Source organism: Pontibacillus yanchengensis Y32 (assembly GCF_000770635.1).
GTDB lineage: Bacteria > Bacillota > Bacilli > Bacillales > BH030062 > Pontibacillus > Pontibacillus yanchengensis.
On the sequence record NZ_AVBF01000008.1, the window covers coordinates 1 to 11,702 of the forward strand.

The 11,702-nt window shown below is 41.6% G+C and carries 11 protein-coding genes; 5 read left to right on the forward strand and 6 right to left on the reverse strand.

The annotated features are described in order from the left end of the window. Positions 1-258: 258 nt before the first annotated feature. Entirely contained in the window at positions 259-2,064 is a 1,806-nt protein-coding gene (locus N782_RS04535) for a DNA ligase D (RefSeq protein ID WP_036816705.1), read from the forward strand. Positions 2,065-2,075: 11 nt separating this feature from the next. Here N782_RS04535 and N782_RS04540 read toward each other — a convergent pair whose 3' ends face one another. Continuing rightward, positions 2,076-3,323, reverse strand: coding sequence for a Glu/Leu/Phe/Val family dehydrogenase (locus N782_RS04540; RefSeq protein ID WP_036816708.1), 1,248 nt, complete (start codon positions 3,321-3,323; stop codon positions 2,076-2,078). A gap of 156 nt (positions 3,324-3,479) precedes the next feature. Here N782_RS04540 and N782_RS04545 point away from each other — a divergent pair, with 156 nt between their 5' ends. The 4 genes from N782_RS04545 to N782_RS04560 all read left to right on the forward strand — a co-directional run bounded on the left by N782_RS04545 (position 3,480) and on the right by N782_RS04560 (position 5,682). Beyond that, positions 3,480-4,067 carry a TetR/AcrR family transcriptional regulator gene (locus N782_RS04545; protein ID WP_036816711.1) on the forward strand — a complete coding sequence of 196 codons (588 nt, stop codon included), beginning with the start codon at positions 3,480-3,482 and terminating at the stop codon, positions 4,065-4,067. A gap of 19 nt (positions 4,068-4,086) precedes the next feature. Further along, positions 4,087-4,437 (forward strand): DMT family transporter, encoded by a 351-nt coding sequence (locus N782_RS04550; RefSeq protein WP_036816714.1) that lies wholly within the window; start codon positions 4,087-4,089, stop codon positions 4,435-4,437. After that, positions 4,437-4,754 carry a DMT family transporter gene (locus tag N782_RS04555; RefSeq protein WP_036816719.1) on the forward strand — a complete coding sequence of 106 codons (318 nt, stop codon included), beginning with the start codon at positions 4,437-4,439 and terminating at the stop codon, positions 4,752-4,754. Before N782_RS04550 ends, N782_RS04555 begins: the two co-directional genes overlap by 1 nt. 127 nt (positions 4,755-4,881) lie before the next feature. After that, on the forward strand, positions 4,882-5,682 hold the full coding sequence (locus N782_RS04560; RefSeq protein ID WP_036816722.1) for an MBL fold metallo-hydrolase: 801 nt from the start codon (positions 4,882-4,884) through the stop codon (positions 5,680-5,682). 59 nt (positions 5,683-5,741) lie between these two features. Here N782_RS04560 and N782_RS04565 read toward each other — a convergent pair whose 3' ends face one another. The 5 genes from N782_RS04565 to N782_RS04585 all read right to left on the reverse strand — a co-directional run bounded on the left by N782_RS04565 (position 5,742) and on the right by N782_RS04585 (position 11,648). Continuing rightward, positions 5,742-6,983, reverse strand: a complete 1,242-nt coding sequence (locus N782_RS04565; protein WP_036816725.1) for an aminopeptidase — start codon at positions 6,981-6,983, stop codon at positions 5,742-5,744. 495 nt (positions 6,984-7,478) lie between these two features. Continuing rightward, positions 7,479-8,921 carry a cryptochrome/photolyase family protein gene (locus N782_RS04570; RefSeq protein WP_036816727.1) on the reverse strand — a complete coding sequence of 481 codons (1,443 nt, stop codon included), beginning with the start codon at positions 8,919-8,921 and terminating at the stop codon, positions 7,479-7,481. A gap of 221 nt (positions 8,922-9,142) precedes the next feature. Beyond that, positions 9,143-9,913 (reverse strand): anti-sigma factor, encoded by a 771-nt coding sequence (locus N782_RS04575; RefSeq protein WP_036816730.1) that lies wholly within the window; start codon positions 9,911-9,913, stop codon positions 9,143-9,145. Beyond that, complete coding sequence (locus tag N782_RS04580; protein WP_036816732.1) at positions 9,906-10,475, reverse strand: RNA polymerase sigma factor; 570 nt, start codon at positions 10,473-10,475, stop codon at positions 9,906-9,908. The genes N782_RS04575 and N782_RS04580 overlap by 8 nt, the downstream gene beginning before the upstream one ends. A 288-nt stretch (positions 10,476-10,763) precedes the next feature. Continuing rightward, a complete protein-coding gene (locus N782_RS04585; RefSeq protein ID WP_036816733.1) occupies positions 10,764-11,648 on the reverse strand; it encodes a LysR family transcriptional regulator in 885 nt (294 codons plus the stop codon). Positions 11,649-11,702 lie beyond the last annotated feature (54 nt).

Consider the following 11,702-nt stretch of genomic DNA (forward strand, 5'->3'; position numbering starts at 1 on the left):
TTGTTCCACGGCCACCTTTATTCCATTTAAAGAAACGGAAACATCTCTCTTCCACAAAATATCTCGAATCCAAGTCTTCAAGGTTATGGTGCTTATATGGAAGAACATAAAACCATTTCATTACCATATCAACAATAAGCTTTAACACAGCCAATGAGTAAAATGAACTGAAATTGCCAGAATAAGAACAAGAGCGCAAGCGCCGTTTAGCGACGTATTTTGCTGCGGGCTAACTAATCGCCAACAAGGAGGAAACGTATGCGGAAGCCAATGTTGCCAACTTTAACGGAGGAAGTTCCTACGGAAGAGGAATGGGTATATGAAGTGAAGTATGACGGGTTTCGTGTACTGATGCACTGGACAGAGGATGGTGTGGAGCTTTGGAGTCGAAACGGGAAAGCGTTGCACGATCGCTTCCCGGAAATTGTAGAGAATTGCCAAGCCTTGTACCCTTCTATCACATCACACCTGCCTTTGTGGATAGATGGGGAATTAACTATATTAAACACGCCATTGCAAGGGAATTTCCCCCTCCTTCAACAGCGAAATCGAATGCGCAATGAGAAGTCGATTGAAAAAGCAGCCAAGGCAAGACCAGCTACCGTCATGTGTTTTGATTTGCTCGAATACCAAGGGGAAGACATTACTTCACAAAATTATACTACGAGAAAACAACGACTCCATTCCATTTTGAGCGATGTCTCAAGCGAACGACTTCTCTATGTCCCTTCTTTTGAGGATAAAGATAAATTGTGGGAAGATATTGTTTTACATCTAGGGGAAGGCATGGTTGCAAAAAGAGGGACTAGCTCATATGGGGAAGGAGACCGTACAAGAGACTGGTTAAAAGTGAAAAATTGGCGTGTCGTTTCTGGCATCTTACATACCTTCGACCCATCAAATGGGTATTACACATTATGTGTATATCGTGGGGATAACCTTGAAATGCTAGGCTCCTTTAAGCATGGTCTACCTAAAAAGGATAAACAAACACTTAAGCAGTTCTTTAAGAAGAATGGAACGTTGTACAACAAGGTGTACAGGCTTGAACCCAGTGCATGCGTGGATGTAAAGTGTTTGCATGCTCAAAAAGATGATCTTCGTGAACCTATGTTTAATTCCTTTCGATTCGACTTATCCCCAGAAGAGTGCACAGTTGAGAAGAAACAATGGGATTTAGCATTGTTTCCACATGTGGATATCACAAACGAGGATAAAAAGCTGTGGATAAAACCCACCTATACAAAACAAGACTTTCTGCTATATTTACGAAACATGGCGCCGTATATGCTCCCGTTTCTACAGGATAAGCGATTAACCGTTATTCGATATCCTGATGGTATTCATGAGGAATCCTTTTATCAAAAGCATTTGCCAGATTATGCACCTCAGTTTGTAGCACCTATCGAGAAGGAAGGAGAAACGTTTTTCATGTGTCAAAATGTCTCATCCCTTGTCTGGCTAGGAAATCAGGGATCCATTGAGTATCATATTCCTTTTGAAAAAGAAGGTCATGGAGAACCAAATGAAATTGTCTTTGACCTAGACCCACCAGATAAGGAGGCATTTTCCTTATCCGTTCGAGCCGCTACACTCCTCAAGCATTTATGCGATAAATTGGAGATCTTCGTATTCGCCAAAACATCAGGAAACAAAGGGATGCAACTACATATCCCTATTCCTGAGCATTCATTCTCCTATGACGAGACTAGGGTATTTACGGAAAAGCTTGCATCCTTACTCGTAAAGCAAGAACCTGATTATTTTACAACCGAGCGACTTAAGAAAAATCGCGGCAATCGTTTATATATCGACTATGTTCAACATGCAGAAGGAAAAACAATTGTAGCTCCCTACTCTCCGCGAGCTACGGAAACAGGTACTGTGGCCACTCCAATTTTTTGGCACGAAGTGGATGAATCCCTCTCCCCACAAACATTCACGATGACCCATGTATTACAACGAGTACAAGAGCTTGGTTGCCCTTTTGCTGATATAGAAAATGCTCGCAAAGAACAAAATATCGATTCCATAAAAAAGCTCATCGATTCCGAAACGGAATGATGAGCTTTCCTTTAATCTACCCAACCTCGCGCATACATAGCATCACCTAAACGTTTTACTGCTAGGTAATAGGCGGCGTGGCGCATAGTCTTATTATTGTTAATGTCTTCTTTCATGCTATACACTTCTTCAAATGCCTTAGCCATATCTTTTTCTAGACGCTCGTTCACCACTTCTTCTGCCCAATGGTCGTGGGAATCATTTTGCATCCATTCAAATGAAGAAACCATGACGCCACCTGCGTTACATAGAATATCTGGTATGACGAATACTCCCTTTTCAGCAAGGATGTCGTCACCCTCTCCAGATGTTGGCCCATTAGCAGCTTCTGCAACAATGCTTGCTGTCAGCTTTGGTGCTGTCTCTTTGGTAATCTGATTCTCCAGTGCTGCTGGTACAAAAATATCACACTCTACTTCAAAAATTTCATTGGAGTTTTCATTGGTTGTGTATCCTTTTAATGACCCGTTTTCCTCTACATAATCCATCATTTCAGGAATGTTCAAGCCATCTTCATCATAGATCATCGCATCAATATCAGCGACTGCAACTACGTTTATTCCTTTTTCATAAAGTGTTTGAGCTGTTACGGACCCAACATTTCCAAATCCTTGGATGGCTACTTTAGTATCCTCCTTATCCATACCAAGCTTATCCATCGCTTGCAAGATATTCACCACCACTCCGTGCCCTGTTGCTTCCACACGACCTTCAGAACCACCGATTACTGGAGGCTTTCCTGTAATAAAACCTGGCACATTTCGTCCTCTAAGCTTAAAAAATTCATCCATCATCCAGCCCATCACACGTCCATCTGTATTTACATCAGGTGCGGGAATATCCTTTTGTGGCCCGATTACCGGTTCTATATTTTGAACATATTGTCGACTTAATTGTTGGAGCTCTCTTTTTGATAATGTATTCGGATCAACGATAATACCACCTTTTGCTCCTCCAAAAGGAAGCTTTAAGATGGCTGTCTTCAATGTCATCCACATGGAAAGAGCTGTGACTTCCTCCTGATTAACATCAGGGTGAAAGCGAATGCCACCTTTTCCTGGTCCTAGCAAATCACTATGGACCGTACGATATGCCATAAAATTTTCGACAGTCCCATCATCCTTCTCTAGTGGGATGGATACTGAAAAGTTGTGTTTAGGATACTTAAGAATTTGATAAACAGAAGTGGATAAATTTAATTCTTCTACTACTTCTTTTATTTGTTTTCTAAGTTGATCTGTCGGATTCTGATTCGTCAAAACATACACTCCTTCGATTTACTGTCTATACCTTTTGTTCCCAAACGTTCTTCCATCGAAACCAAATTATGGGTATAAAGGCTAATGCTTGACACTACTTTTCTCACACGTTACTATTTAGCTACCGAACGTTAGGTAGTTATCGAGGTGATATACATGAGTAAGGATACCATTCTTCAAAGTGCCCTTTATTTATTTTCTCGAAAAGGATATGAAGGCACCTCCCTTTCTGAATTAGCCGCTCGATCAGGTATGAGAAAAGCATCTATTTATTCTCATTTCACAAATAAAGAGGCTGTATTCTGGGAGGTAATCGACAGGGCTTTTCAGGAAGAATCCGAAAAATTTTCTGCCCTATTAATAGAGACGGAAGAGGAATCATTTCAAGAACGATTGAACCGGATTATTGATTTACATGTCGATTTTTATAAACAAAACGACGAAAAAGCCAACTTGTGGAGAAGGATGACGCTTTTTCCACCTGAAGCGTTTCAAGAACGGTTGCAGAATAAATTGATGGAATATGAGCAACATTGTAATGCGCTACTTGAAAAGGAGCTAAATAGAGCAAAGAATGCAGGAGAAATAGCTGCTATTGATGCTAATACAGGGATAGCTATGATTCTATGCATGGTGGATGGCTTGTTCATGGAGTATAGCTATTATACGGAAGAAGAATTTGATAAACGCGTACAAGCCGTGAAGCAAATGACATGGAGAGCGTTTATGCCAGTACAAGGCTAACAATCAGGAGGGATCATAGATGGCATGGACATATGTACTTATCGCAGGGTTAATTGAAATTATTTGGGTATTCAGCATGAAGCTATCAGACGGATTCACGAATCTTGTCCCAAGTGTTGTAACCGTGGTGGCAATTGTCATTAGCTTTTATTTTGTATCCAAATCCATGGAAGCTCTACCAGTCGGTACAGCATACGCTGTATTCACGGGCATTGGTACGGTTGGTGCGGTTGTCATCGAATTTATCATGACACCAGATATGATGAATGTGGGCAAAGTATTCTTCTTGCTTTTACTGGTAACAGGAATTATTGGCTTAAAATTTACTGATAAAGATGAACAAGAAACCGCAAGCGAGGTGACGAACTAATGGCATGGATTCAGCTTATCCTAGCAGGTTTTGCGGAGGTTACTGGAGTTACGTTTTTAAAGCTTTCCGATGGATTTCGCAATAAATTTTACATGGTCCTTATGTTTCTTGCAGGTGGAGTGAACTTCTATCTTCTCTCTAAAGCCATTGAAACGTTGCCTATTAGTACTGCTTACGGGGTATGGACAGGAATTGGTTCACTTGGGACCGTCTTAATTGGTATGATTTTTTTCAAGGACTCGAAAGAATGGACAAGGCTTTTATTTATGTCGTGTATTATTATTGGAATTGTAGGATTGAAAATGACGACAGCTTAAGACTAGGTTATGTACACGAAACACTCTGATCCTCTTTGGGTTAGAGTGTTTTTTAGTTACAACTTCCTATATTTTCAAATTATGTTACAGTAAATAAAAGCTCTCTAAATAAAAGGGGAAATGTAAGATGAAGATAGAGAATCATAATGGGGTCCAATCTATATTAGGAAAGGTGTCTTATCAAGACTTTTCCATGTCTGTTTACCAGTATCTTGTCGACGGTATGCTGATTGACACAAGTGCCTACAGTCTATTAGATGAATTGATTCCTTTTTATAACGAACATGATATTGATTTTGTCAGCTTAACCCACAATCATGAGGATCATACAGGTACAGCCGCTTGGCTACAGCAGGAAAAGCAACTTCCTATCTATATACACCCCCAGTCCATTGAAGCTTGTGCACAAGAAGCTACCTATCCAGAATATAGACAAGTACTATGGGGTGTCAGACCGCCTTTTGAAACCCGCCCTTATGGCAATACCATTGAATCTAGGCAGTACACGTGGGATATTATTCATACTCCTGGACATGAAGAAAACCACGTTTGCTTATTGAACAAACAAACAGGCGCCCTGTTCTCTGGCGATTTATTTATTACACCAAAAACGAAAATAATCATGAAAGACGAGTCCATAACTGAGATTATGTCCTCTATCCGAAAAGTCCTATCCTATGATTTTGAGGAGATGTACTGCTCTCATTCAGGTTATCACCCGGACGGGAAATCCATGTTTACGAAGAAGCTAAACTACCTGGAGGAATTAAGCGGAAACGTCCTTCATCACTATGCAAAAGGGATGACGATTGAAGAAATTGATCAAGAGCTTTTCCCTAAAGTGCCTATGCTCACCTACTATTCTGATCATGAATGGGACTCGAAGCATATGATCCGTTCTATTGTTGAAGATAGTGGAAGGTCATAATATAAAAAAGAGAGCTCAACGTTTCGTTTAAACGCTGAGCTCTCTTTTTTTCTTTTCGATTAGTCGAAGCTAATAGCCCAGTTTCCGTTACGGAAAACTGGTTCTGTTGTGCCATCTTCTAGCACACCATCAATGTCCATATTAGCTGATCCCATCATGAAGTCTTCGTGCACCATGCTGTCATTCACTCCATGGTTTGCTTTTTCTTCCTCATTCATATCAGAACCGCCTTTTACATTGGTAGGATAAGCTCCACCTAATGCAAGGTGACAAGAAGCGTTCTCGTCATATAGTGTGTTAAAGAAAATAAGCTCTGATTGAGAGATTGGGGAGTGATGCGGCACGAGTGCTACTTCACCAAGATGACGCGCTCCTTCATCCGTATCTAATAGAAGCTTTAACGTCTCTTCCCCTTTTTCCGCTTTAAAATCTACAACTTTACCGTTTTCAAAGGTTAACGTGAAGTTTTCGATTAAGTTACCGGCATAGTTTAATGGCTTCGTACTTGTAACGGTACCATTCACACCATCTTTGTGAGGCATTGTGAATACTTCTTCTGTCGGCATATTTGGATTGAATTTCACACCCTGCTGCGTTTTCGTATCCCCACCATGCCATATATGATTGTCTACAAGCTGAACAGATAAGTCTGTACCTGGGGCTTTATAAACAAGCTTCTTATATTGTTTCTGATTTAAATACTCACGAGCTTTTCGGAGCGTCGCATTGTGCTCTTCCCAAGCTTGGATTGGATCCTCTTGATCTACACGAGTAATTTGGAAAATCTTATCCCATAGCTGGTCGATTGCTTCGTTGACCTCTAAGTCAGGGAAGATTTTCTTTGCCCAGTTTTCTGTTGGAACAGAGACGATGGACCACGCTACTTTATCATTCATAATGTACTCACGATATTCCTTCAACGCCTGACCGCTCGCCTTATTCGTAGCCGCAACACGCTCTGGATCAATATCTTTCAGTAGATCTGGATTTGGTGCATAGATAGATAGGATAGCCGCTCCATCCTTCGCATAGCTCATCACTTCATCCACTTTCCACTGAGCCACATTTTCCAGCACTTCCATCGGTGCATGCTTCATTTTTAAGTATGTTAAATCCTCATCATTCCATCTCACATGAACATCCTTCGCACCAGCTTCATACGCCTTACGAGCTACCGTGCGAACAAAGTCAGCACTTTCAACAGGAGCATTGATCATAATCGCTTGCCCCTCCTGAAGATTAACACCTGTATGTATCGCTAAATCTGCATATTTCTCTAACTGTTGCTGTGTTGGTTCCATTCTAATTTCCCCCTATACACTAGTTTTCTTTTTATCTATTATTTCATAGATTGGAATACATGACCAGCACTAGCCCCTCCTAGCTAATGCTGCAGGAGGGTGTGTGGGGGTGGGTTATGCTTGGGTTTCTTGTTATATGCGTGAGTTTTCCGTGATATGCGTGACTTCACTACCTATATGCGTGGATTTCCCCTCGATATGCGTGACTTTCCTACCGATATGCGTGGGTTCTCCTTCGATATGCGTGACTTCACTACCTATATGCGTGGGTTTTCCCTCTATATGCGTGACTTCACTACCTATATGCGTGGATTTCCCTCGATATGCGTGACTTCCTACCGATATGCGTGGGTTTTCCCTCGATATGCGTGACTTCACTACCTATATGCGTGGGTTTTCCCTCGATATGCGTGACTTCCTACCGATATGCGTGGGTTTCCCCTCTATATGAGTGAGTCTCCTACCGATATGCGTGAGTCCACGCTCGCTATTCCACTACTCTTCATTCCCCTCAAACATTGCGATGGCTTTCTTCCTCATCACTTTATGATCAACGGTCGGCTCAGGGTAGTCTTTTCCAATGATACAGCCATACTTCTCCTGTTCCGCTTCTGTCATTTTCGAAGGTTCATGAATGTATTTCTTCGGTACATGTTTCAGTGCTGGTAGATAACGTTTGATAAATTCCCCATCTGGGTCAAAGCGCTCGGATTGACGTGTTGGGTTGAAGACACGAAAGTAAGGCACCGCATCTGTTCCTGTTGAAGCTGCCCATTGCCACCCACCGATATTCGAAGCTGGGTCATAATCGATTAGATGATCTTGAAAGTAACGCTCTCCTTTACGCCAGTCCATCAAATAATCCTTTGTCAAAAAGGAGGCAACGACCATGCGGAGGCGGTTATGCATCCAGCCAATCTCATTGATTTGTTTCATAGCTGCGTCTACAATCGGAAAGCCAGTCTCCCCGTTCTTCCATTTCTCGAAGAGTTCCTCGTCTTGATTCCAATCGATTTGTTGGTATTTCGAGCTTATTTCTTCATCTTTGCAGTTTGGATGGACGTAGTAAATCATATTGTAAAAATCTCTCCATGCAATTTCCGAAACAAACGTTTCCAATCCCTTCGCTTCGCCGTATTCTTGCTGTACTTCCATTGCTTTATGATAAACAGTCCGTGGCGAAAGTACACCACATTTCAAATAAGGGGAAATCATACTCGTCGCCCTTTTTGCTGGAAAATCACGTTCCTCTTCATATGCCTTCACTTTGTTATGCAAAAAATAAGCCAGGCGTTGAATCGCTGATTTTTCTCCAATATGGTTCCATTCCCTCGTACACTTTTGGATTAGATTTTGAAATGACTCACTACCGCCCTGAAAATGCTTGGTGAAATCAGTACCGTATTGTTGTAACTTTTGTTTATCTACGTTGAAGACAGCTGGCTTATCTAGCGAGCTCCACCTTCGATAATAAGGCGTAAAAACCGAATAGAATCCGCCGTCTGGCTTCTCGACTTCCTCTGCCCCATGAATATGAGCGTCTACATAGCGATGTACCTGAATTCCTTCTGTTTCGAGCCAATGCGTCATATGTTCATCCCGCTTGCGACCGAAACCTACTTCGTCCAAATTAAAATGAACAGACTTGATTGCCGGAACCTTTTCAAGTAGATGTCGAAACGCATCCTCGGTATCTCCTTCGATAAAGTGGAAGGGGATTTTATATTCTTGCGCCTGCTGCGCTACATCCTCCACCGTACGAAAAAAATAATCATGACGTACCGTAAACGATTCATTTAACGCAGGATGTATGTGAAAAACCGCCATAATGGAACGATTGTGCTGCTCTGCATCTTTCATAGCATAGTAAAGTGCCTTATGGTCCTGTAGTCGTAAATCTTGCCGGAACCAAACGACCACCACATCTGATTGTGACATTGTATCGTCTCCTCTCTCTTCTATTTAACATACCATTATCCTAAGTGCCTTCAAACTAACGGATGTGCCATTTTTCGGTGCCTTTTTCGGTGCCAGACCCCCACCTCTGCATAATGGTAACGCATTACCGCGGCGGGGGTCTGGCACCGAAAAAAAGGGCACCGAAAAAAAGCTGTAAAAAAGACAACCTGAAGCATTCGCTTCAGGTTGTCTGTCTATGCCTATAATTTTGAGCTTAAGATAACCTCACCTTGTGGTTCTTTACTTGTGGCGTCTGGTTCTTTTGATATTGCGATTTGATCCCATTTCCCTTGGTTTTGTAGCTTATCTAGTGAGTAAGTAACTGCACCATCTCCGTTCTGGTTCGGAACAAAGCTACCTGCTCGATACGGTTTTCCTTCTTTGATTAGCCACACTTGATACACTTGTTCTCCTTCGAGGTTTGCAAGCTGATTTGCATTTACAACAAGCGTATTCGTATCTTTTTGTTCCACAATGGAGGCCGTTGCACTTCCTGTTCCCTCTAATTGTACACTCTGCAATACTTGGTCTATTCCATCTGTCGTTATCGTATCTGGTGGTTCTTCCTCTTGTAATATAGTATAGAGGTTTCCAGCCAGTGATAAGAACAAGGCTGCTGCTAATGCGGGAGCTAACCAACGCTTCGGTTTTGGGCTCTCGCTTTGAGTGTAGGATGATGCTTGTGCTTCCCGTTTCGTTTCCTTTGCTTTTTCAAAAGAAGCAGGTGCTTCCTTTTCTGCCTGGTCCGATTGTTCTTCTGCAAATACACCAGCTAATACACGATCCTTCATTCCCTCAGGTGGCTCTACAGGTTCTGCTGCATATGGGAGGTCTTCCGTAAGCTCGGTAAGCTCCGCCCATTCCTCTTGGCAATTTTCACAGGACTTTAGATGCTTTTCAAATTCTCTTTCCTCTTCTTCGGATAATAAGCCATTAAAATAATCAATCAGTTGATCGCATTGTTCATGCATCTCCTACACCCCCTTTCTCTTTGATGTTGGATAACTCTTTTCTAAGGTGTTTTAATGCTAATCGTATCCTGCCTTTCACGGTACCTAGAGATAGATTGCATGATGATGCTATTTCCCTTTGCGTTAACCCTTTGAAATAAAATAATTGTATGATTTTGTTCTGTTCTTCCGATAATTGCTTAACTGCTTCTCGTACGATTTCACCCTGCTCTTTCCACTCTGCTAAATCCTCTGCAGATGGTTCTTCCTGATGCAAGGTGTCCCGTTCTTCCTCAAGGGAATAATTCTGATTCTCTTTCTTTCGTACGATATCAATACTCGTAAATCTGGTCACCGATAAAATCCACGAGGAAAACTTACCCTTAGACGAGTCGTAGGTTGCCTTTTGGGTCCACACTTTTATAAATACTTCCTGCATGACTTCTTCAGCCATTTCCTTTTGCCCACATGATTTATAAGCAAACGAATAGAGGAGTTTTTCGTATTTATCATAAAGCTCTTCCAAAGCTCCCTTATCTCCCTCGAGGACCTGATTATATAAATCTAGATCCCGATCGCTCATACCATTCTCCTTTACTGCTTAGTTAATTAGGGCTAGCATAGCATATTTAATATGAAAAGAAAGTTCCTGGCGCTTACGTGTCTAGCTCCAGCAAATGGGATCTATTCAGTAATCGAATAACTCCCTAAAAAAGATCAATCTCACGCCTTTGTTTTTGACAATATTTAGATATGCTGTTATGTAACCATTTACAAATTACCTACTTACACCTATTCACTTTAAGTATATCGCTGAATCATAACTTCGGAAAGAAATGTACTATTTCGTAACTAGTTATACCGAAGATGCTTACTCCTTCATCATGTCATGCAATAGCTCTTTAAATACGAGAGTGTTTTTCGTTTGCATTGGTTTTTTTCGTAAAAGGATAGAGAAGGACCGTTTCACAAATCCTTCTGGCACATCCACGATAAACAACGTGTTCATGGAAAGCTCTTTCCGAATCGCCCAAAGGGACACAAGCGATAGTCCTAATCCGGCTTCAACGGATTCTTTAATAACTTGAGTACTCCCAAACTCCATCCGATGCGTAGGGTCTATTCCTAAGGTGGTAAACATCCTCTCTGTTGCTTCTCGAGTACCAGAACCTAATTCCCGCGTTATCCACATCTCATTTTCCAAATCACTCGTAGTAACAGGGAGTTTCTCTGTAAAAGGATGGTTAGAGGATGCAACAATCCGCATATAATCCTCTGCAAAATGCTCCACTTGAAGCAACTCTCTATCTACATCTCCCTCTACAATGCCAATATCTAGTTCCATCTTTTCCACCTGTTCGGCTATCTCTTTCGTATTGCTGATCGTTATGGTTGGTTGAATATCGGGATACCTTTCTCTAAGTGGAGCCATCACACGAGGCAATACATACTCTCCGAATGTATAGCTTGCTCCTATAGCTAACGTTCCAGTTGGTTCATGGAACAATTCATGAACGAGATGGTGCATGGTTTCATAATGACCAATCATCTCTTTTGCATGCTCATACACAATCTTTCCCGCTGTAGTTAAGCGAACCTTTTTATGACTCCGATCGATTAATTGCGTACCAATTTCTGATTCTAATGCTTTTATATACTGGCTAACAGCAGGTTGGGTCATAAACAGTGCTTCGGCAGCCCTTGAGAAGTGTTGTCGTTCCACTACTTCAACAAACACACGATACGATTGATTCATATCCTCCACCCTATCATAAGTAATTACTTATCTATAATATTATCATAATTTATT

Bases quoted from the DNA above. Each gene is read 5' to 3' on its own strand.
- N782_RS04585 (WP_036816733.1), bottom strand. From the start codon at position 11,648: ATGAATCAATCGTATCGTGTGTTTGTTGAAGTAGTGGAACGACAACAC.
- N782_RS04560 (WP_036816722.1), top strand. From the start codon at position 4,882: ATGAAGATAGAGAATCATAATGGGGTCCAATCTATATTAGGAAAGGTG.
- N782_RS04575 (WP_036816730.1), bottom strand. From the start codon at position 9,913: ATGCATGAACAATGCGATCAACTGATTGATTATTTTAATGGCTTATTA.
- N782_RS04550 (WP_036816714.1), top strand. From the start codon at position 4,087: ATGGCATGGACATATGTACTTATCGCAGGGTTAATTGAAATTATTTGG.
- N782_RS04580 (WP_036816732.1), bottom strand. From the start codon at position 10,475: ATGAGCGATCGGGATCTAGATTTATATAATCAGGTCCTCGAGGGAGAT.
- N782_RS04535 (WP_036816705.1), top strand. From the start codon at position 259: ATGCGGAAGCCAATGTTGCCAACTTTAACGGAGGAAGTTCCTACGGAA.
- N782_RS04565 (WP_036816725.1), bottom strand. From the start codon at position 6,983: ATGGAACCAACACAGCAACAGTTAGAGAAATATGCAGATTTAGCGATA.
- N782_RS04555 (WP_036816719.1), top strand. From the start codon at position 4,437: ATGGCATGGATTCAGCTTATCCTAGCAGGTTTTGCGGAGGTTACTGGA.
- N782_RS04570 (WP_036816727.1), bottom strand. From the start codon at position 8,921: ATGTCACAATCAGATGTGGTGGTCGTTTGGTTCCGGCAAGATTTACGA.
- N782_RS04545 (WP_036816711.1), top strand. From the start codon at position 3,480: ATGAGTAAGGATACCATTCTTCAAAGTGCCCTTTATTTATTTTCTCGA.